This is a genomic window from Aequorivita sp. IT1282 (genome assembly GCF_058068205.1).
Genome location: NZ_JBYRHR010000005.1, coordinates 203,670 through 224,784, shown reverse-complemented (window position 1 = coordinate 224,784; position 21,115 = coordinate 203,670). Strand labels below are relative to the sequence as shown.

Annotated in this window: 22 protein-coding genes; 13 read left to right on the top strand and 9 right to left on the bottom strand. The window is 36.2% G+C overall.

The genetic code is table 11. The features are described from left to right. The first annotated feature begins 69 nt into the window (after nucleotides 1-69). The 3 genes from AC3RVG_RS12495 to AC3RVG_RS12485 are packed head-to-tail and all read left to right on the top strand — an operon-like array spanning nucleotide 70 to nucleotide 4,511. The gene (locus AC3RVG_RS12495) at nucleotides 70-3,495 is read left to right on the top strand and encodes a methylmalonyl-CoA mutase family protein (RefSeq protein WP_489691801.1); all 3,426 of its coding nucleotides are present in this window, start codon (nucleotides 70-72) and stop codon (nucleotides 3,493-3,495) included. Between the two features lie 54 nt (nucleotides 3,496-3,549). Continuing rightward, nucleotides 3,550-4,050 carry an Xre family toxin-antitoxin system antitoxin gene (locus tag AC3RVG_RS12490; RefSeq protein WP_489691800.1) on the top strand — a complete coding sequence of 167 codons (501 nt, stop codon included), beginning with the start codon at nucleotides 3,550-3,552 and terminating at the stop codon, nucleotides 4,048-4,050. A gap of 2 nt (nucleotides 4,051-4,052) precedes the next feature. After that, nucleotides 4,053-4,511 (top strand): RES family NAD+ phosphorylase, encoded by a 459-nt coding sequence (locus tag AC3RVG_RS12485; RefSeq protein ID WP_489691799.1) that lies wholly within the window; start codon nucleotides 4,053-4,055, stop codon nucleotides 4,509-4,511. On the opposite strand, the gene AC3RVG_RS12480 is transcribed toward AC3RVG_RS12485, so the two are convergent. Both AC3RVG_RS12480 and AC3RVG_RS12475 read right to left on the bottom strand, forming a co-directional pair. Continuing rightward, nucleotides 4,512-5,111, bottom strand: a complete 600-nt coding sequence (locus tag AC3RVG_RS12480; protein ID WP_489691798.1) for a hypothetical protein — start codon at nucleotides 5,109-5,111, stop codon at nucleotides 4,512-4,514. 74 nt (nucleotides 5,112-5,185) lie between these two features. After that, nucleotides 5,186-5,581, bottom strand: coding sequence for a hypothetical protein (locus tag AC3RVG_RS12475; RefSeq protein WP_489691797.1), 396 nt, complete (start codon nucleotides 5,579-5,581; stop codon nucleotides 5,186-5,188). Nucleotides 5,582-5,698: 117 nt separating this feature from the next. Here AC3RVG_RS12475 and AC3RVG_RS12470 point away from each other — a divergent pair, with 117 nt between their 5' ends. Beyond that, on the top strand, nucleotides 5,699-6,142 hold the full coding sequence (locus AC3RVG_RS12470) for an Lrp/AsnC family transcriptional regulator (protein ID WP_489691796.1): 444 nt from the start codon (nucleotides 5,699-5,701) through the stop codon (nucleotides 6,140-6,142). 92 nt (nucleotides 6,143-6,234) lie between these two features. Further along, the gene (locus tag AC3RVG_RS12465; protein WP_489691795.1) at nucleotides 6,235-6,438 is read left to right on the top strand and encodes a hypothetical protein; all 204 of its coding nucleotides are present in this window, start codon (nucleotides 6,235-6,237) and stop codon (nucleotides 6,436-6,438) included. A 3-nt stretch (nucleotides 6,439-6,441) separates the two neighbouring features. Here the strand turns inward: AC3RVG_RS12465 and AC3RVG_RS12460 are convergent, their stop codons facing one another. Continuing rightward, the gene (locus tag AC3RVG_RS12460) at nucleotides 6,442-7,665 is read right to left on the bottom strand and encodes an MFS transporter (RefSeq protein WP_489691794.1); all 1,224 of its coding nucleotides are present in this window, start codon (nucleotides 7,663-7,665) and stop codon (nucleotides 6,442-6,444) included. 244 nt (nucleotides 7,666-7,909) lie between these two features. On the opposite strand from AC3RVG_RS12460, the gene AC3RVG_RS12455 reads away from it, so the two are divergent. Then, entirely contained in the window at nucleotides 7,910-8,518 is a 609-nt protein-coding gene (locus tag AC3RVG_RS12455) for a DUF1684 domain-containing protein (RefSeq protein ID WP_489691793.1), read from the top strand. Here the strand turns inward: AC3RVG_RS12455 and crcB are convergent. Together crcB and AC3RVG_RS12445 are read right to left on the bottom strand one after the other, a co-directional pair. After that, on the bottom strand, nucleotides 8,515-8,886 hold the full coding sequence (gene crcB / locus AC3RVG_RS12450) for a fluoride efflux transporter CrcB (RefSeq protein ID WP_489691792.1): 372 nt from the start codon (nucleotides 8,884-8,886) through the stop codon (nucleotides 8,515-8,517). The two genes, AC3RVG_RS12455 and crcB, sit on opposite strands and share 4 nt — an antisense overlap. After that, on the bottom strand, nucleotides 8,887-9,942 hold the full coding sequence (locus AC3RVG_RS12445; RefSeq protein WP_489691791.1) for an SRPBCC family protein: 1,056 nt from the start codon (nucleotides 9,940-9,942) through the stop codon (nucleotides 8,887-8,889). Between the two features lie 147 nt (nucleotides 9,943-10,089). Here AC3RVG_RS12445 and AC3RVG_RS12440 point away from each other — a divergent pair, with 147 nt between their 5' ends. Continuing rightward, a complete protein-coding gene (locus AC3RVG_RS12440; RefSeq protein WP_489691790.1) occupies nucleotides 10,090-12,129 on the top strand; it encodes a dipeptidyl-peptidase 3 family protein in 2,040 nt (679 codons plus the stop codon). A gap of 88 nt (nucleotides 12,130-12,217) precedes the next feature. On the opposite strand, the gene AC3RVG_RS12435 is transcribed toward AC3RVG_RS12440, so the two are convergent. After that, complete coding sequence (locus tag AC3RVG_RS12435; protein ID WP_489691789.1) at nucleotides 12,218-12,922, bottom strand: thioredoxin family protein; 705 nt, start codon at nucleotides 12,920-12,922, stop codon at nucleotides 12,218-12,220. Nucleotides 12,923-13,086: 164 nt separating this feature from the next. Continuing rightward, nucleotides 13,087-13,878, bottom strand: coding sequence for a hypothetical protein (locus tag AC3RVG_RS12430; protein WP_489691788.1), 792 nt, complete (start codon nucleotides 13,876-13,878; stop codon nucleotides 13,087-13,089). A gap of 672 nt (nucleotides 13,879-14,550) precedes the next feature. Here AC3RVG_RS12430 and AC3RVG_RS12425 point away from each other — a divergent pair. Then, complete coding sequence (locus AC3RVG_RS12425; protein WP_489691787.1) at nucleotides 14,551-14,937, top strand: pyrophosphohydrolase domain-containing protein; 387 nt, start codon at nucleotides 14,551-14,553, stop codon at nucleotides 14,935-14,937. 61 nt (nucleotides 14,938-14,998) lie between these two features. On the opposite strand, the gene AC3RVG_RS12420 is transcribed toward AC3RVG_RS12425, so the two are convergent. Then, nucleotides 14,999-16,069 carry a branched-chain amino acid aminotransferase gene (locus AC3RVG_RS12420; protein ID WP_489691786.1) on the bottom strand — a complete coding sequence of 357 codons (1,071 nt, stop codon included), beginning with the start codon at nucleotides 16,067-16,069 and terminating at the stop codon, nucleotides 14,999-15,001. A 111-nt stretch (nucleotides 16,070-16,180) separates the two neighbouring features. Between AC3RVG_RS12420 and AC3RVG_RS12415 the strand changes: the two genes are divergently transcribed. From AC3RVG_RS12415 to AC3RVG_RS12405, 3 genes are all read left to right on the top strand, one after another. Then, nucleotides 16,181-16,696 (top strand): DUF4920 domain-containing protein, encoded by a 516-nt coding sequence (locus AC3RVG_RS12415; protein WP_489691785.1) that lies wholly within the window; start codon nucleotides 16,181-16,183, stop codon nucleotides 16,694-16,696. Nucleotides 16,697-16,699: 3 nt separating this feature from the next. Continuing rightward, nucleotides 16,700-17,368, top strand: coding sequence for a tRNA (5-methylaminomethyl-2-thiouridine)(34)-methyltransferase MnmC2 (mnmC2, locus tag AC3RVG_RS12410; protein ID WP_489691784.1), 669 nt, complete (start codon nucleotides 16,700-16,702; stop codon nucleotides 17,366-17,368). Nucleotides 17,369-17,510: 142 nt separating this feature from the next. Further along, the gene (locus AC3RVG_RS12405; protein ID WP_489691783.1) at nucleotides 17,511-18,425 is read left to right on the top strand and encodes a TIGR01777 family oxidoreductase; all 915 of its coding nucleotides are present in this window, start codon (nucleotides 17,511-17,513) and stop codon (nucleotides 18,423-18,425) included. Nucleotides 18,426-18,477: 52 nt separating this feature from the next. Here the strand turns inward: AC3RVG_RS12405 and AC3RVG_RS12400 are convergent, their stop codons facing one another. Then, nucleotides 18,478-19,131 carry a YceI family protein gene (locus AC3RVG_RS12400; protein ID WP_489691782.1) on the bottom strand — a complete coding sequence of 218 codons (654 nt, stop codon included), beginning with the start codon at nucleotides 19,129-19,131 and terminating at the stop codon, nucleotides 18,478-18,480. A 105-nt stretch (nucleotides 19,132-19,236) separates the two neighbouring features. Between AC3RVG_RS12400 and AC3RVG_RS12395 the strand changes: the two genes are divergently transcribed. Together AC3RVG_RS12395 and dnaJ are read left to right on the top strand one after the other, a co-directional pair. Next, entirely contained in the window at nucleotides 19,237-19,836 is a 600-nt protein-coding gene (locus AC3RVG_RS12395; protein ID WP_489691781.1) for a nucleotide exchange factor GrpE, read from the top strand. A 1-nt stretch (nucleotide 19,837) separates the two neighbouring features. Beyond that, nucleotides 19,838-20,953 (top strand): molecular chaperone DnaJ, encoded by a 1,116-nt coding sequence (gene dnaJ, locus AC3RVG_RS12390; RefSeq protein ID WP_489691780.1) that lies wholly within the window; start codon nucleotides 19,838-19,840, stop codon nucleotides 20,951-20,953. Nucleotides 20,954-21,115: the final 162 nt, after the last annotated feature.

Here is a 21,115-nt window from a genome sequence, read left to right as displayed (position 1 = left end):
CGTTCTAAAGTATTATGTTCGTTAGGTTTTGACTAAATTTGCATTTCATAATTTAAAAAAAAATGTGCCATGGAGAAGGTAAATCCCTATAAACCAAAATATAAAGTACGAATTGTAACAGCCGCCTCATTATTTGATGGTCACGACGCCGCAATCAATATTATGCGTCGAATTATACAATCTACTGGGGTAGAGGTGATTCATTTGGGTCATGATAGGAGTGTAGAAGAAGTTGTAAATACAGCTATTCAAGAAGATGCAAATGCAATAGCTTTAACTTCGTATCAAGGAGGCCATAACGAGTACTTTAAATATATGTATGATTTGCTACAGGAGAAGGGTGCCAGTCATATCAAAATATTTGGCGGAGGGGGCGGAGTAATCCTACCATCAGAAATAAAGGAATTGACAGATTATGGTATAACCCGTATTTATGCGCCAGATGATGGACGTGAAATGGGACTTCAAGGAATGATAAACGATTTGGTGGAGCGTTCTGATTTTCCGATAGGCGATAAATTGAATGGTGAAGTTGATAAATTAGCGAATAAAGAAATAGGTGCAATTGCACGAATTATATCATCTGCCGAAAATTTTCCGGATGTTGCAAAAGTAGCGTTAGATGAAATTCATATTAAAAACCAAAAAATAACGACCCCTGTTTTAGGTATTACCGGAACAGGTGGTGCGGGAAAATCTTCGTTAGTTGATGAATTGGTGCGTAGGTTCTTAATTGATTTTCCAGAAAAAACCATCGGTATTATTTCTGTAGATCCTTCTAAAAGAAAAACTGGTGGAGCCTTACTGGGTGACCGTATTAGAATGAACGCTATAAATTCTCCAAGGGTTTATATGCGTAGTTTGGCGACACGCCAGAGCAATCTTGCGCTTTCTAAATATGTATCTGAAGCAATTCAGGTTTTGAAAGCAGCGCAATATGATTTAATTATTCTTGAAACTTCTGGTATTGGTCAGAGCGATACCGAAATTATAGAGCATAGTGATGTATCACTTTATGTAATGACGCCCGAATTTGGTGCAGCTACTCAGCTCGAAAAAATCGATATGCTAGATTTTGCAGATTTGGTAGCTATCAACAAATTTGACAAGCGCGGGTCTTTGGATGCGCTTAGGGATGTAAAAAAACAATACGTTCGTAACCATCAGTTGTGGGAAACACCACAAGATGAACTTCCAGTTTATGGAACCATTGCTTCACAATTCAATGATCCAGGAATGAATAAGCTTTATAAAGCTGTTATGAAAGAGATTGCTGAAAAGACTGATTCTGAGCTTCATAGCGATTATCATGTTTCTGAAGAAATGGAAGAAAAAGTTTTCGTTATTCCACCGGCGCGTACGCGATATCTTTCTGAAATAGCTGAAAATAACAGAGCTTATGACAAAAAAGCTTTGGAGCAAGCAGAAGTAGCTCAGCGACTTTATGGAATTTTCAAAACAATTGAAACAATTTCAGGGAAACAACCCGAACTCGATAAAGCTGGAATTGTTTCGGAAACAATAGTTGATTCTGAAAAAAATAAAGATCTGTTGAAGTTGTTACTTGCTGAATTTGATCGTGAAAAGCTAAATTTAGATCCCTATAATTGGGAAATTATTACCGGTTGGGACAATAAAGTAAACAAATACAAAAACCCAGTTTACAGTTTTAAAGTACGTGGAAAGGAAATAAATATAAAGACACATACTGAAACGCTATCGCACACACAAATTCCAAAAGTATCTTTACCGAAATATCAAGCTTGGGGCGACATCTTAAAATGGGTGCTTCAAGAAAATGTACCGGGTGAATTTCCTTATACGTCAGGACTTTATCCTTTCAAAAGAACAGGGGAGGACCCAGCTAGAATGTTTGCAGGCGAAGGTGGTCCAGAGCGTACAAATCGTCGTTTTCATTATGTAAGTATGGGTTTACCAGCCAAAAGGCTTTCCACAGCATTTGACAGTGTAACTCTTTACGGAAACGATCCAGATTTAAGACCCGATATTTATGGAAAAATAGGTAATGCGGGAGTTTCAATTTGTTGTTTAGACGACGCTAAAAAACTCTACTCGGGTTTCGATTTAAGTCACCCAATGACTTCAGTAAGTATGACAATTAATGGTCCCGCACCAATGTTGTTAGGTTTCTTTATGAATGCGGCTATCGACCAAAATTGCGAGAAATATATAAAGGAAAACGATTTAGAGGCGGAAGTAGAAAAGAAAATTGCTACCCTTTATACTGAAAAAGGAATTGAACGCCCTAAATATCATGGAGAACTTCCTGAAAGCAATGATGGACTCGGACTTATGCTTCTAGGAGTTACCGGCGATCAAGTTTTGGATTTGGAGGTTTACGATAAAATTAAATTTGAAACTTTACAGCAAGTGCGTGGAACCGTTCAAGCTGATATTTTAAAGGAAGATCAAGCACAGAATACCTGTATTTTCTCTACGGAATTTGCATTGCGTTTAATGGGCGATGTACAGGAATATTTTATTGAGAAAAAAGTTCGAAATTTCTATTCGGTTTCTATCAGTGGTTACCACATTGCCGAAGCGGGTGCAAATCCTATTACGCAACTTGCTTTTACACTTTCCAACGGTTTTACATATGTTGAGTATTATTTAAGCCGCGGAATGGATATTAACGAATTTGGTCCGAACCTTTCATTCTTCTTCAGCAATGGAATAGATGCTGAATATTCAGTTATTGGTCGTGTGGCTAGAAAAATATGGGCTAAGGCATTAAGTAATAAATACGGTGCCAATCCTAGAGCTCAGATGTTGAAATATCACATTCAAACTTCTGGTCGTTCGTTGCACGCACAGGAAATAGATTTCAACGACATTCGTACTACTTTGCAAGCTTTGTATGCTATTTATGATAACTGTAACTCGCTGCACACAAATGCGTATGACGAAGCAATTACTACTCCTACGGAAGAAAGCGTACGTCGAGCAATGGCTATTCAGTTAATAATTAATAAGGAACTTGGATTGGCTAAAAATGAAAACCCTATTCAAGGTTCATTCATTATCGAAGAATTGACAGATTTAGTTGAAGAAGCCGTATTAAAAGAATTTGATAGTATAACTGAACGTGGCGGCGTTTTAGGAGCTATGGAAACGATGTATCAGCGCAGTAAAATTCAAGAGGAAAGTTTGTATTATGAAACCTTAAAACACAACGGTGATTTTCCAATTATTGGGGTAAATACTTTTTTGAGTAGCAAAGGTTCGCCAACAGTTCTTCCAGCGGAAGTTATTCGCGCAACAGATGAAGAAAAGCAGGTACAGATACAAACCCTAAAAAATCTTCAAAAAATGCATGCGGACAATTCAACAAGCGTAATTGAGAAAGTGAAAACTGCTGCTATTCACAATGAAAATATGTTTGAACAATTAATGAATGCAACTAAAATATGCTCCTTAGGCCAAATTACCGAAGCCCTGTTTGATGTTGGTGGGCAGTATAGACGAAATATGTAAATAAATTTTTGAATCACGACAAAAATACGTATATTTGTGTCAAATGTCGTGATTGTGGAAACTTATGATAATCGTACTAATGTAAATTTAGCTAAAGAACCCGAAGTCTTTTACCTTATTAATAACCCTTTCGATAGAATCGTTGGGGTTTTAGGAGGTATTGCCCAGGTAGGGCAAGTGGTAAATAGCGATATAGATCTTATTGCAATTACCAGAAAAGGTTTGCCTAAAAGCGTTGTTTATTCGTTGTGTGAAGTTTTAGATATTTCCATGGATAGATTGAGCGATTTGCTTCATATTTCTCATAGAACGTTGCAGCGAAAAGCAGATGATGATCTTTTGGGGGTTTCAAATACAGAACAACTTTTTGAAATTGCAGAAGTGGTTTCAGAAGGAATAGCGGTTTTAGGAACACTCGAAAATTTTAGAAATTGGTTACATTCAAAACCTTATATATTTAGTGGTCAAAAACCTTTAGATTTTTTGGATACAAGGTTTGGAATTCAACATGTTACAAATATCCTTGGGCGTATTGCTCATGGAATTCCTTCATAATTGTGCGTATTTTCAGAATAGCTAAAACACAGTATATCGACGATTTATCGGGTGAAGGGGCTCGTTTATATGGAGGGAGATGGAATAAGATTGGCGATCCGATGTTATATTTTTCAGAAAACCTATCACTGAGTTTATTAGAAATAATAGTACATATTGAATTTGCACAATTGCCTTTGGATTATTCGTTTTTAGAAGTTGAAATTCCAGATGAGGATATTAAAACTGTACTTTCTATTGATTTTATAAATCCAAAATGGACCACGGAGGCAGCTGTTAACCAGTTGCAAATGTTCGGTTCGGGATGGTTAAAAAATCAAGAAAGTTTAGCGATGCGGGTGCCTTCAGCCATATTATCTCTAGAAAATAATATTCTTATTAACCCAGCTCATTTAGATTCGGGGAAACTTAAAGTAGTTCGAAAAGGTAAATTTAGTGTGGACCCTAGATTGGTTCGCTAATCATTCTTCTTCGTCATCGAGATTTTCTTCATCCCAGTCTTCATCAAAATCATCGGAATCTGAAAAAAATTCGTCGGGAAGGTTGCTCGGGTCGAAGGGAATATCATCGGGGTCGTGATCATCGTAATTTACGCCGGGTGGGTTGAAAAGTCCCCAACGGTCTATAATATAATCCCAAGGGTCAAAAGATTTCACCCATTCAGCAAAAAGTATTCTGAATTCTTCAACCTCTTTTCGCAGCAAATCTAAATATTCAATATCCTTAAAACCGTGCATTTGTATTCCACGAACGTCGGTAATTAATTCTCTAGCAGCTTTACGAATAATAGCCGCATTTTCCATTTTAAGATCGTAGATTTCAACAGCTTCGGCACCAGAAATTTTTGCAGGAATTGTATAAGCGTTTTCCATTAGGTAATCTAGGTTGTGCGCTAACATTTCCTTTTCAACTTTACGTTTAAAGACGATATCAGTTTTTTCAACAGAAGTAACAATATGCCGCACTAACTCCCTGATTTCCTCTGCTTTTATGAAAATGGGCATCTGCCGCACGCGATTGTGCCGCTCCATTGGATCGAAATCATTCTCCTCGTCAAACATTTATAAATAGTTATGCCTTTTACAAATGTAACAATTGAAATGGAAAGAAGTAGGATAAATGTTTGAAGTGTAAATTACAGCGTCAACCTCCAAGTATGTTGAAGTTTTCTGAACTTTTTAAGCTCTTTTCGAAGTAATGGTAAAAAATCTTTTCCGTTACTATTTACTCTTTCTAAACGTTCGCAGTTTTTATAGAGCAAATTTGATAATCGCATTACCGAAGCTGCGTATTTATGCTTTTCTTCGGAAAACGGCTGGCTTTCGGCCTTTAATATTTGCGGTCCTAAGGATACAGATTGTTGTACAATATCTCCCGTGAAGTAAATATTCGGATCTTCAGAGCCATTTTTATGTAAATGCGCTAAATCATGACCAATGTAGGCAGAAATATTTCTAGCCAACGAGAATATATCTAATGCTTTTGAGTAAACAGCAGATTGCGATTTTTTTCCAAAGGTGTGGGACGACATTTTTCTTTTTTTAAGCGTATCAAATTTAAGGACTAAACAGCACATTTTACAATAATAATTAAAGCAAAATTGTATATTTGATTTAATTATTAATGATTTTTTTAAATATACTTTAATATGAGCATTGACTTGTTAAATTGGAAAATTTTAAATTGTCTTCAAAAAAATGCGCGTCAGCCCAGTACCGAAATAGGAAGAAAGGTAGGTATTAGTTCGCCTGCGGTGTCGGAACGTATTAAAAAAATGGAAGATTCGGGTATAATTACTGGTTATTTCACTGTTGTTTCGCCCTTTGAAGCTGGCTATCAATTTAAAGCAATTATTACCCTTCGAGCCTTTATGGGGAAGTTAAAACCATTTCTAGATGTGGTGAAAACTTATGACGAAGTTCTAAATTGTTACCGTATCACTGGAAATGAAAATATTGTAATGGAAGTAGTTCTCAAGAATCAAAAACATTTAGAAACTTTTATTGACCAACTGATAGTTTACGGCGAAACCAAAACCCAAATTGTTCTTTCGCACGTGGTTAAAAACAACGATTTGAAACCACTAAAATAGATTTTGTTAAAGAGTTAATAATTGGTTTATTTTTAAGAATTCTGCATCATTTTTCATAGTATATTAGCTATACGTCTACAAATTAAAATGTTATGAAAAACTATACTATTCACTTTTTAATAATTACTGTTGTATCAGTATTATTAGGTTTTACAGGTTTAGAATTTCCGGGTGCTAAAGTAGTTAGGATAATTTGTCTTTTTGCGAGTATCGGCTTAATGATTTCATGTGCTGATGCAGTTATTGTTTCGCGAAAACAACGCCGCGCGAAAAAACAATCACATATAAAAAACTGAAATTTAGATATTTCCAGTGTTAGATTTCTTCAACAGAAAGTAGAGCCATATTGTCAATAAAGCTATTAAAAGAAGGAAGATTGCGAAAAACGTCCATGTGCTAAAATAGCCAAAACTATTTACGAGATTCATTCCTCCATTATGGCCAATTAAATGTGCAAAACTGAAGCTCATACTATACAAACCCATATAACTTCCTTTTCTACCTTTGGGAGCCATTTCTAATGCGAGCGCATTCGAAAAGGGAAAACCAATCATTTCACCGAGTGTCATTAGTAGCATTGCTACCACTAATATACCACTCCAACTTGTTAAGTTTAGTACTAAAAAGCTAAGTCCGAGAAAAAATATTCCCCAAAACGTTGCCATAGTTTTCGAAATCTGTTTTCGGTCTAACCAAGCAATTAAAGGCATTTCGAATATTACAATTGTAGCTCCATTCAGAAATAGCAACCAGCCAATTACATCTTCAGAGAGAAAATGAACCTGCTCGTAAAATATCGGCATCACCGAAAAATATTGAACAAACGCAAGACTGTTTGCCACCATTATTACGAAAAACAGTATAAATAATTTATTCAAATAAGGCGCAACTCCTTCTTTAACGACGATCGTTTTACCGGCGTTATTGTCCTTTTGTTTCTTCGGTTGTAAAAGAAGAATTACAGCAATTGCCGCCATTATACAAGTAAGACCATCAATCCAAAAAAGAGAAGTATAGTTTAAATGCGCTATAATTAAACCACCTACTAATGGCCCAATGGAGAAGCCTAAATTTATAGCCAGCCGGATTAATGCTATACATCTAGTTATGTTTCCTGGTTTACTGTAGGTGTCTGCGGCAACAAATATGGCGGGTCGTCCTGCGTCCGTCATCATTGTTAATATAAATATACCAATGCAAAAACCATAAAACGTTTCGATAAACTGCAAGAGTACAAAGCCTACGCCACCTAAAAATAGACTCGCAAGAATAACTTTATAAAAACCAATTGTATCGGTTAATCTACCGCCAATATATGTGCCTACCAAAGAACCTAAACCAAAGCAGGACATAATCCACCCCACTTGTGGTAGATTGAAACCTTCAACATTTACAAGATAAAGAGATAAAAAAGGAATAACCATTGCCCCAGCACGATTAATGAACGTAACCAAAGACAATAGCCAGATTTCTCGCGAGAGGCCGCGAAAATTTGCTAAATAGTTGGTATATATCTTTTTCATACTAGGTTATAAATCTAAAACGTCCCGGTTAAAGCCGAGACGTTTCTATATTGAATAAATTAATTGCTAAAGTGTCAATACATACATCGCCGGCATTTCTTTCTAGAAATGACCTGATACTTGCGGCAGGTGTATGAGTTATTTTTCATTTTTTATGAATTATTCATCAAATGTAGTGAAAAAATTAATTATAAATAAAACGGAGGCCTAATTGTAGTTTTTATATTTTTACTAAAAACTACAGATGAAAGGATTACTATTATTTCTCAGCTTCTTTTTAATATGCGTAACTATTTCGGCACAAAATGAAGAATTAATTTCTGAAAGCAAAGCAGAACAAATTAAGCTAAATGAAGAATTCAGCAATCCTGAAACCACAATTTTAGAACCAAAGGATTTCAAAAACTTTAAAGGTTTAGTATTTTATCCCATTGAAGAAAAATTTATTGTTGAGGCAAAATTTGTCCGCACACCAGATGAGAAACCGTTTTTAATGCCAACCACAACTGCGCGAAAACCGGAATATGTAAAATATGGCGAAGCACATTTCACGCTAGAAGGAAAAGACTTTATTTTGAATCTTTTTAAAAGTGTGCAACCATACGATGAGCCAGGTTACGACGATTATCTCTTTCTGCCTTTTACAGATTTAACGAGTGGCGATGGCTCCTATGGTGGAGGAAGGTTTTTAGATCAGCGTATTCCTGAAGGAGATAAAATAGTCATTGATTTTAATAAAGCTTATAACCCATATTGTGCCTACAGCCCACGATATTCGTGCCCAATACCGCCAGAGGAAAACGATTTATTAATTAGAATTGAAGCGGGTGTGAAAGATTTTGGGAAGCATTAAATTACCTTCACTAACCACATTCCCAAAAAAACCATCGCGAAGCCAATAACGAAGCTGGCAATAGTATAAAGCGCAAAAGACATAAAATCTCCACTTTTTAGGAAAAGGTGGTTTTCATAAGCAAATGTTGAAAAGGTAGTAAAACCGCCACAAAATCCTGTAGCTAAAAACAATACAGTATTTTGCGAAAGTGTTTCGTTTTTTAAAGCAAGTCCTAGAATTATTCCGATTAGTAAACTCCCCAGAATATTTGCTGCAAAAGTACCGTAGGGTATTCCAGTTTCGTAGTTGTTAAAATACTTGGATAGCCCGTATCTAAAAGTGCTTCCCAAGCCGCCGCCTAAAAAAACCAATGCTAACTGCTTCATTTACATTCCTTCTTCTATAGGTTCGGGTACAGAGATTATTGGTATGTAAATTTCTGTTAACCAATTGGCGGGGTTGAGTACCTCCTCTGGGTTGGTTATATAAACTTCAAACATTTTTCGGTTTGTGTCTATTTGGTGGTCGTTTTTAGTAATGTACTGTCTTCCTTTTAAATATGCTTCGGAAAGATGTTCATAATTTCCTTTAAGCGAAATTTTTACTGCCGTTACTCGCTCCATAAATCCACAAACAACTGGACTTCCTTCTGGCGTAATAACCTGCGCATTCACAGGTACTGCCGCTGAAAAAATAACGGTGTTGTTTGTATTGTCTATTTCGTTATAAATGGTGAAAGGTTTTCCTGCCATAGCGAGATTGTTCTGGGTAATAAAACTCATTACTTCATTCATTAAAGGAGCCATTTTTTCATCAACCTCGTCTTGTTTAGCAACTGTAGTTGTATACATATAATAACCGCCGCCATATTGCGTAACACCGTCAACATTTATGGAATACTGTTTCATATCTTCGGCTACTTCAACGGCAATTCCTTCAAGACCAGATTTATTCATTTGGTGCATCGCTGTTTCAAAGTCAAAACCGCTTAATGAATAATATGCTTTATCAATAAGGGTGTGTTCGCCTTTCATTCCCCAAGTTACTGTTGTGCCGCCATCGGCATCTTCAAATTTCCAATACACTTTTGGGTTTCTTTCTCCAGCAGGCGTATATAAAGTTAAATCTTGTTCTATTTCTTTATTCGGAATAACCTTTGTTGTAGTCATAGCGCCACTCATTTCGCCATCCCAAGAATACGATGCGCCTTCACCCGAAGTTTTTTCGGCATAAGTAAAAGTCATGGTAGAGTCTTGTTTTTTCCACGGCCCCCATTTTTCCCAGCTTTTATAATTATTCACTTTACTGAAAACAACTTCTGGCGGTGCTGCAATTATTGCGGAATCCTGAATGTCATATGTTCCATCTTGTGTTCCGAAATAAATCGCGCTACCGATAATAATAATGAGAAGAAGAAAAAATAAGTACTTTAATATTTTCATTTGGTTGGGTGTTAATTGGTGTTGCTAAGATAGTGAAAAATCATGGACGCATTTTACAATCAATCTCGCTCATTTGCAGTGTTTTTTTTAAAATATTATTGCGATTATTAATTTAGTACATTTGCGGGAATCTAAAAATTTTATAATATGAAGAAGACCTTTTTTATTGCAATGGCAATAAGCGGTTTATTGTTTTTTTCTTGTAAAGACAACAAAGCAGAAAACGATTTAGCTCAAGTGGAAGCAGTTGAAACCACAGAATTTGACTACAACGTAGAATCGTTTGGCGATATAAAAATATTGCGTTATCAAATTCCGGGTTGGGAAAAACTTACCCTAAAGGAGCAGAAACTTGTATACTACCTTACGCAAGCTGGACTAGCGGGAAGAGATATTATTTGGGATCAAAACTACCGTCATAACCTTACTATCAGAAAAGCGTTAGAGAATGTATACGCCAATTATAACGGCGATAAAAACTCTGAAGACTGGAAAAATTTTGAAACCTACTTAAAGCGAGTTTGGTTTAGTAACGGGATTCACCACCATTATTCCAATGCTAAAATGAAGCCTGAATTTTCTTCAGATTACTTAAAGCAACTTTTAACCGATACCAACACAACCTTGGAAGGTGAAGCTTTTGAAGTAATTTTTAACGATAAAGATGCTAAAAAAGTAAACCAAGCAAAAGGTGTAGATAATGTAGCTGAAAGTGCCGTTAACTTTTATGGGCCAGACGTTACTAATAAGGATGTAGAAGCTTTTTATGCTAAAAAGATTTCTCCAAATCCTGAAAAGCCATTGTCTTTTGGTTTAAATTCAAAATTGGTGAAAGAGAATGGACAACTTAAAGAATTGGTTTACAAGTCTGGCGGACTTTATGGCTCAGCAATAGATAAAATTGTAGAATGGCTAGAAAAAGCCCAAGGTGTTGCCGAAAACAAAGCACAGGGTGATGCACTTGGTCTTTTAATTCAATATTATAAATCTGGAGATCTTCAAACGTGGGATGACTACAACGTAGCTTGGACTTCTGCAACAGCAGGGAATATAGATTACATAAACAGTTTTATTGAAGTGTATAACGATCCACTTGGTTATAGCGGCTCGTATGAGACGGTAGTGCAACTAAAAGATTTTGATATGTCTGAAAAAATGGCAGTTGTTTCTGAAAACGCACAGTGGTTTGAAGATAACTCGCCATTAATGGAAGAACACAAAAAGAAAAACGTTGTAGGTGTAACTTATAAAGTAGTAAATGTAGCTGGAGAAGCTGGTGATGCTTCACCAAGTACGCCAATTGGTGTAAACCTTCCAAATGCAAACTGGATACGCGCTGCTGTGGGTAGTAAATCTGTTTCATTAGGAAATATTATTGAAGCTTATAACAATGCAGGAAGCAGTGGCAGATTGAAAGAATTTGTTAATGATGCCGAAGAACTTGAATTGGAAGAAAAATACGGGCAAATAGGCGATAAATTACACACCGCACTTCACGAAGTAATTGGTCATGCATCTGGACAAATGAATCCTGGTGTTGGTGAAACCAAAGAAACATTAAAAAACTACGCGTCTACATTAGAAGAAGGCCGTGCAGATTTAGTTGGTCTTTACTATTTATACAACCCAAAACTTCAAGAATTAGGATTGGTTGATGATTGGAAAAAAGTTGGTATGGCCGCATACGACGGTTACATCCGTAACGGTTTGATGACGCAATTAATTCGTTTGAATTTAGGCGATAATGTTGAAGAAGCACATATGCGTAACCGCCAGTGGGTTTCTTCTTGGGTTTTTGAAAAAGGAAAAGCAGACAACGTAATTGAAAAAATTACGCGCGACGGCAAAACCTATTTCAATATCACTGATTACGATAAACTTCACGACTTATTCGGTCAATTGCTTCGCGAAACACAGCGAATTAAAAGTGAAGGGGATTATGCAGCGGTAGAGCATTTAGTTGAAACCTACGGTGTAAAAGTAGATCAAAAAATTCATAAAGAAATATTGGATCGCAACAAGCAATTTACTGCAGCGCCTTATAGCGGTTTTGTGAATCCTATACTTGTTCCAAAAATGGATGCCAATGGTGAGATTGAAAGTTTCACTATAGAGCAGCCAAAAGGTTTTGCAGAACAAATGACTTACTATTCTGAAAATTACAGCAATTTACCAGCGGTAAACTAAGAGTACAATTTATAAAATTTAAAAGCCTTCAAAAGTAATTTTGAAGGCTTTTTTAATTGAATATTACTTTGGTTAATGTAATACGTTTTTATAATCGCTCAATAATAAGGTTTACTAAAAGCGTCGTGGAAGTATAATCTTCATCGTTTTCAATTGCCTTTTCAATTGCTTTTTTGGCTTGTTTCAAAGCTTTTGAATATTCTTTTGTTTTGTAAAGTAATGCGGCATAAGTATCAAGATTGTAACTGTTTTCATTTAGTTGAATAGAACGAAGCACAATTTCAATACATTTTGAAAGAACTTCGGCTTCGTTATGTTCTTCATAACCGTGCCAAGCCAAAAGGTTTAACGAGCTCCAATCGAACCATTTATCACTTATTTCTTTATCACTATATTCATCAAATGTTGCCTTTGTGGTTAGTTCAAAATTTTCGTTTATAAGTTCTCTAAATTTCTCTTTAGAAAGTGAGCCTTCTTGTACGCCTACATTGGCACCATCCATAATAAAATAGAACGTGGGTATAGATTCAATTCCTAGATAATCATCAGTCTCGTTAGCATCTACATCCATTCGGTAAAAAGTAACCTCACCCTTATATTCTTCGGCCAATTCCTCCATTATAGGCGACATTATTTTGCAAGGTGCACACCAAGTAGCGTAAAAATCGATTATAAATGGTTTGGTACTGTTTTCAATTGCGCTGGCAACTGTATCGTCTGTTAAGGTCTTTACTTGCCCATAGCTTAAAATTGAGAAAGTAAATAAAGCAGTTAAAAGAATATAATTTTTCATAATAACAGGTATTAGTTCGTATTCAAATTTAATTTATGCCAAAACAAAAAAAAATACCCAATTAAGGGTATTTTTAAATATTGTGAATTAAATATTATTTCAATCTAGCTATCAATTTAGAAAACCAATTTTTTGCCTATATTCAAAATAGATAATTGAAATAATTACAAGGTTAGTTGCATTCTAAAGCAGGAGTCTTCTGTAACGGTAACAGTACCATCCCAGTTATAGCCTTGGCAACTTGCGGTATAATTGTATGTGCCTGGTGTTAAGTCGCTAAAATTACCGCCTGCACCATCTGGCACACAATCTGGAGTTCCAGAAGTATAGTAACTAGAAATAGAACTGGAGCCCACGCCACTTAAGTTTACGGTAATTGGGCCACAACCAAAATCTGAGCTAGTCCAAAACTTTACATCTCCTTTGTTGCTTCCGCCGCCGCCGCCACCGCCGTTGCCGCCAGCATCGCTGCAATCAACTCCATAGCCTCCAATAATTACATCAACGGCTCCATTGGCATCCAGATTTGCTTCCAAAACAAACTCGACTCCATTTATTGCAACTGTGCAAGTATTTGGTGGAATATCACCCAAATTGTGAGCATAAAGCGTTACGTAATTGAAACCATTATACCCAAAATCATAATCAACACTTATTGGGCTAGAAGGACCGTTAAGTGTTTGTTCGTCTATAATTACATTACCATTTGCAATAATAGAAACGATATCACCGTCTACAGTACCGTGATCCCAAACCGAAATATTGGTTATTCTGCTTGAAATTTCTATACATCCTAAATAGTTATTCGTTCGCCCAAATGAGGAAGACGGTATTATAGAAGTTTCATTTACCTCTACAATTTCTTGTTCTGGTTCGGCCTCTTCCTCTTCTTCACAACTTATAAAAAAGAAGCAGAAGATTATTAAAAACGGAAATAAATACATTAGTTTTTTCATAATATAATTTGGATTAAGGTTAGTGTTTTGTTCGTTTTCACTTTTAAATTTTATGCATTGATTGTCAAGTTTCTGGTTAATTTCTGAGAAAACCCGTAGTGCATCGCTTAGTCTTATTGCAATCGTTTCCTCTCTCCCCAAAGAGTATATATTGCTCAGGATGTTTCAAATTTCACAATGCACTTTTAGGTTTTTTCTTCTATATAAATAGAATGCCTAATCAAACAGATTCCATTTTTCAGTTTTTAAAATAGCAAACTTCGAATGGATTTAGACAAATATAGGGTAGGGGGGAATTCCTAAAAATACCTACTAGTAGGTATTTTTAGCAGGAAATTTATACGAATGTTTTTGTAGTGAATCGAATAAAAAGTAGGCGAGCACTAAGAGAATAGCGAGCTCGGCTAAAAAGTTATTTTTTTAAATATGTCTTTACAACTAACAGAAAAAGGATGAATGCTATAAAACCTAGCAGTATCCAAAAACTACCTTTATAGTATTTTTTGTGAAGTTTTTTATCTCCGCGGTAACTGAAAATCATTACAATTACGAAGACAATAAAAAATAAAACAGCAAAAACCCACTGGCCGGTACTAAACATAAATTTGTAGTTTTACAGTTGTCAAAAATACAATACTAATTTAAAAATCACCCTTCTATCAGGGCTTTAATATGAAGAATAAAATAAACGCAGTTACTGAATTTCATAAAGCATTTAGTCTTGGGATAAAAAATACACCAACCGCTAATTTAGACTTAAAAAAGAACTTATTGCGGTACGAACTTATGCGCGAAGAAAACGAAGAATACCTTGAAGCCGCAAATAATAACGATTTGGTTGAGGTTGCAGACGCACTGGGCGATATGCTCTATATTTTATGCGGAACTATCATTGAACATGGAATGCAGGATAAAATTGAAGAAGTGTTTAATGAAATTCAACGAAGTAACATGAGCAAGTTGGGCGCAGATGGAAAGCCTATTTATCGTGAAGATGGAAAGGTTTTAAAAGGTCCCAATTATTTTAAACCGAATATTAAATCCATTCTTGAAAAGTAGCCAACAAAAAAGTCCAAAACTTTACGTTTTGGACTTTTTTAAATATGTTTTTGTTTTTCAGTTAAACTACTTCAAATCTCCAGCCAAAAGGGTCGTCGCTGCGGTTGTATTGAATGTCCATCAATTCTTTTTTGAATTGCAAAGCAAAACCATCTTCCTGTTTTTCGATGTCATAAACGGTTTCTTTATAACTGAAAGCGCTTACTGGGCTTATTACTGCTGCCGTTCCTGCTCCAAAAATTTCTTTTAAACTTCCGTTTTTAGCAGCTTCCACGATTTCAGAAACTAAAACTGGTCTTACTTCAATAGTAATATTGTCCCTTTCTGCAAGAGCCAAAACACTTTTTCGAGTAACGCCATCTAAGATTCTATCGCTAACTGGAGCAGTTAAAAGTGTGTCGTTTACTCTAAAAAACACATTCATTGTTCCGGCCTCTTCCAATAATTTATGGTCGCTGGCGTCTGTCCAAATAACTTGCTGGAAGCCTTTTTCGCGGGCTAAATTAGTTGGGAAAAATTGTGCGCCGTAATTACCGGCTGCTTTTGCTGCACCTACACCACCATTTGCCGAGCGGCTGTAATGTTCTGCTATTACTACTCTAACATCGCCTGTGTAATAAGCTTGCGCTGGCGACATTAAAATCATGAATTTATATTCTGTTGAAGGCGATGCAGAAACGCCAACTTGTGTTGCAATTACAAACGGACGAATGTAAAGTGAATTTCCAAGACCTTGTTGTACCCAATCTTTATCAATATTTACGAGGGTAGTTAACGCCTCAAAGAAAATATCTTTCGGGAACTCTGGAATGGCCATCCGTGTGGACGATTTATTTATTCGATTAAAATTTTCTTCAGGTCTAAAAAGCCAAACTCTATTATCTTCATCCTTGAAAGCTTTCATGCCTTCAAAAACCGCTTGCCCATAATGAAAAACTTTTGCAGCCGGCGAAATGGTTAACGGACCGTATGGTTTAATGGTCGGGTTTTGCCAAGCACCATCTTTGTAATCACATTCAAACATGTGATCGGTGAAAGTATTTCCGAAAGTAAGATCGTTGAAATCTACTTCTCCAATTCTTGAAGATGCAACTTTTTGGATATCTAGTTTTTGTGTCGTAGACGGATTCATGAAGAAAAGTGTTTATTTGGTAAAAATAGGTAAAATTTAGACCATATAAAATTCAAAAAATCATTAAAATTGCAAAGCATTACCAATCAATAATTTATTAAAAACTTCAATATGAAAAAAATACTAGTTGTATTTTCCCTAATGGTAGCTTTAGTTAGTTGCAAAAACGAGAAAACAGAAGACAAGCCAGCACTAGAAACGGAAGAGATAGCAGTGAACTATCAAACGTTTGGCGATAAAATAACAAACCAAGATGTTTTAGATAAATCAGCTATTGCAAAAAGATATAACGATTTAAAAATTGGCGACACTATAAATGTAAAATTCACCACCCAAGTAAAGGAAGTTTGCCAAAGTAAAGGTTGCTGGATGAAAGTTGATATGGGTGAAAAAGAAGCGATGGTGCGTTTTAAAGATTATGGTTTCTTTATGCCGAAAGACATTGCAGGCAAAGAGATTATCGCCGAAGGAAAAGCTTATATTGAAGAAATGAGCGTTGAAGATCAACGTCATTATGCCGAAGATGGCGGTGCAACTGCTGAAGAAATCGCTGCTATTACTGAAGTTAAGCGCACCCTTGCGTTTGAAGCTAATGGCGTACTTATTCCTGAAGAGGCAAAACAATAACTTTTGAAACGAACCTTATTTAAAACGGGCGACGGCTCTTACACGCTGCACATTGCAGAGTGGGATGAACAATACCACTCTAAGCACGGTGCAATAGCCGAAGCTCTTCATGTTTTTATAAAAGAAGGGCTTTACCACTGGTTTTCTGAAAATGAAATGGGCGAGGTATCAATTCTCGAAATTGGTTTTGGCACAGGGCTAAATGCTTATCTCACTTTTTTAGAAACCGAAAAAAATCCGTTTAAAGTAAATTATACGGGTGTTGAAGCATATCCATTAGAAATGGAGGAAATCAACGCGCTCAACTATACTTCGCTTTTAAATACTTCCGAAGAAAAATTTAATGAAATGCATCTTTCCGCTTGGGAAGAAAAAACCACTGTTTCTGAAAATTTTCAACTTACAAAACAACAAAAACTCTTTTCTGAAATTACAGATGAAAATTCTTTCAATTTAATCTATTTCGATGCCTTCGGCATTCGTGTACAGCCCGAACTTTGGACTGAAGAAATTTTTCAGAAAATGTATAATTCTTTAAAACCTAACGGTGTTTTAGTAACCTACGCGGCCAATGGCAACGCACGACGTGCCATGCAGGCAGTTGGTTTTAAAGTGGAACGTCTTCAAGGCCCACCCGGTAAAAAAGAAATGTTGCGGGGCACGAAAATTTAAGATTCATAGTTCAAAATTCAAATTGAAATAAGTGGTTCGAAATGCATCGAAATGACTTAATTCTCCACCTGTAAATTCTAAATTTCACAATCTTCCGTTAATGGTCTTTGTCAGGTGTATTTGAATTTATAAATTTAAGTTTATGATCAAGAAGGTATTAATAACGGGGGCCACGGGTCTTATTGGCTCAGAGCTAGTAAGGCAATGTCACCATGAAGGAATTGCAGTTAACTACCTCACTACAAGCAAAGAGAAAATTAAAAACACTGAAAATTATAAAGGATTTTATTGGAATCCTGATACCGGTGAAATTGATACGAATGCTTTTGACGGTGCGGAAGCAATAATTAATTTAGTGGGAGCATCCATCGCAAAAAGATGGACCAAAAAATACAAAAAGATTATTCTCGATAGCCGCATTGAGAGTATGAACTTAATCTATGAAACTCTCAAAAAAATAGATCACAGCGTTGTGCATTTTATTTCAGCTAGCGGCATAGGCATCTATCCCAATTCAAAAACAAAACTATACACAGAAGAAGACAAAGAAGTTGACGATACTTTTTTGGCAGAAGTTGTAGTTGCATGGGAAGCTGCTGCCGCAAAATTCAAAAGCTTAGGAATGGGCATGGAAGTTAGCAAAGTGCGTACAGGAATGGTTTTAGCAAAAAATGGTGGCGCTTTGCCTAAACTAGTTAAACCAATTAAATACGGAGTTGGTGCTCCTTTAGGAAGTGGCGAGCAGTGGCAATCTTGGATACACCTTGAAGATATTGCAGGCATTTATCTATTTCTTCTTAAAAATCAGTTGGAAGGAAAATACAATGCCGTAGCACCCAATCCTGTGCAAAATAAAAAAATGACCAAAATGATTGCTACAAAATTAGATTGTCCGTTGTGGTTGCCAAATATTCCGAGTTTCGCTTTAAAACTATTATTAGGCGAAATGTCTGTTTTGGTGTTGGAAGGACAATTGGTCAGTTCGCATAAAATAGAAGAACTTGGGTATCATTTTAAATACTACAATTTAGAAAACACTTTGCAGGATTTACTGTAAACTAAAAGAGAGCGGCATATGCCGCTCTCTTTATTATTTATATGCTAAGCAATTATGCTTTCGTAGCAACTAACAACACATTAATTTTAATAACGTCATTGATAAATTTGTCACCCAAACTTGGGAAAATAGATTTTGAGCCGTAGTTCACGTTCCATTTTGTTCTGTCTATTTCAAAAGCTTCACTTTTAAGTGTCATTTTATCACCATCCATTGTTACAACTGCAGGAAATTCAACAGCGTTGGTTTTGTCTTTAATAGTCAAGTTTCCTTTAACTATATTATTTTCAAGACCTGTCATTTCAAATTTAGCAGTTGGATATTCAGTTACATTAAAAAAGTCACCTTCTTTACCTTCAACAGTACCTTTTAAGTGTGCTTCTAAGTTTGCTTTCTCTTTTCCTTCTAAATCTTCATCATTAATACTATTCATATCGATAATAAAGTTTCCAGCTTCAACCTTTCCATCGTTTAAATGAATTGTTCCAGAAGTAAGGCTAATAGTTCCGTGGTGTTTGCCAGTTGGTTTAGCACCTTCCCACATAATTTGTGATGCAGCAGCGTCTACTGAGTATGCAGTAGCAGTTTCGGTAGCTTGTGCAGCTTCTCCAACTGTTGTAGCTGTTTCCTTTTCAGTGTTTTTGCAAGAAAATGCACTAACTGCAAGAACGGCCATTAAAGTAATTTTAAAAAATGTAGATTTCATAAATTCAAGTTTATAATTTAGGATGCAAAAATATGATTAATAGTCAATAATTCAGTTAAGGAAGTATTAAATAAAACCCTGTGACATTTTGACATTTTATAACAAATGGCAGTACTTTTGCTCCCTTCAGAAAAAATTGAAACATACGCTACTATGAGCAAAAACGATAATTTGAATGAAACCCAACGCGAAGCGGATTTAGGTTTTGACGAACAGGATATAAATGAGCAGGAAATTGCCGAGGAAAAAGTAACCGATGCACTTACAGAGTTACAAGAAGAATTTCAAAACGAAAAGGACCGCTACTTGCGTCTTTTTGCTGAATTTGAAAACTTTAAAAAACGCACTGCTCGCGAACGCATTGAAATGTTTAAAACTGCAGGTGAAGACGTTATAACTTCGTTGTTGCCAGTTTTAGACGACTTCGAGCGCGCATTAAAAGAAATTGAAAAAAGTGAGAACGACAGCCTGTTTAAGGGTGTTGGGCTTATCAATAACAAACTGAGCGAAACTTTAAAGTCTAAAGGGCTTTATTTAATGGAGGTTAACGCTGGCGATGTTTTTGATTCAGAATCTCACGAAGCGATTACACAAATTCCAGCCCCGAATGCTAAGCTAAAGGGTAAAATTATAGATGTAGTAGAAAAAGGATACAAATTAGGCGATAAAATAGTTCGCTATCCAAAAGTAGTTATAGGACAATAATATGAAGGAAGATTATTACGAAATATTAGATATATCAAAGTCCGCCACAGTGGCGGAAATTAAAAAAGCATACCGAAAAAAGGCAATTCAATATCATCCCGATAAAAATCCGGGCGATCACGAAGCTGAGGATAAGTTCAAGAAATCTGCGGAAGCTTACGAAGTATTGAGCGATCCCAACAAACGTTCTCGTTACGATCAGTACGGGCATCGCGCATTCGAAAATGGCGGCGGTGGCGGCGGATTCGGCGGCGGCGGAATGAATATGGACGACATATTCAGTCAGTTTGGAGATATTTTTGGCGGTGGCGGTTTTGGCGGCGGCGGTTTTGGTGGCGGTGGCCGCAGAACCATGAAGGGGAGTAACCTTCGTATACGCGTTCAGCTTACCTTAGAAGAAATTGCCAATGGTGTTGAGAAAAAGATTAAAGTAAAACGCAAAAAACTAGCAAACGGAACAACCTACAAAACCTGTTCTACTTGCAATGGTCAAGGGCAAGTAACACGAATTCAAAATACAATTTTGGGTCGTATGCAAACTGCTGCTACGTGTAGTACTTGCGGTGGATCTGGACAGATTGTAGATTCTAAGCCAGCAAATGCAGACGCCGATGGAATGTTGGTGACTGAAGAAACAGTATCTATTAAAATACCAGCAGGTGTAGTAGATGGCATGCAGCTAAAAGTTTCTGGAAAAGGAAACGATGCGCCAGGCAATGGAATTCCTGGTGATCTTTTGGTTGCCATTGAAGAAAAGCCACACGATTATTTACAACGTGAAGGCGACAATTTGCATTATGATTTATATATAAGTTTTTCTGAAGCAACTTTGGGCACTTCAAAAGAAATTGAAACCGTTACTGGAAAAGTGCGTATCAAGATTGATAGTGGTGCCCAGAGTGGAAAGATTTTAAGACTTAGAAGTAAGGGAATTCCTAGTATAAATGGATACGGAACTGGCGATTTGTTAGTTCATGTAAACGTTTGGACACCCAAATCTCTTTCAAAAGAACAGAAAGAATTTTTTGAGAAAATGAGCGATGACGAGCATTTTCAACCGAAACCAGAAAAAGAAGACAAGTCGTTTTTTGAGAAAGTAAAAGATATGTTCTCTTAATTAAACGTTAAATAAATATTTTTGCATATATTTGAAATGTCGCTTCGTCTTAGAAGTGATAATTTTTCTTTTTCATAGCAATTTTTTTTCCCACCCAAGAATTTATTTTTGGGTGGGTTTTGTTTTTAGGCCCCCATAGCTGGAATTTTTGAAGTGACCATT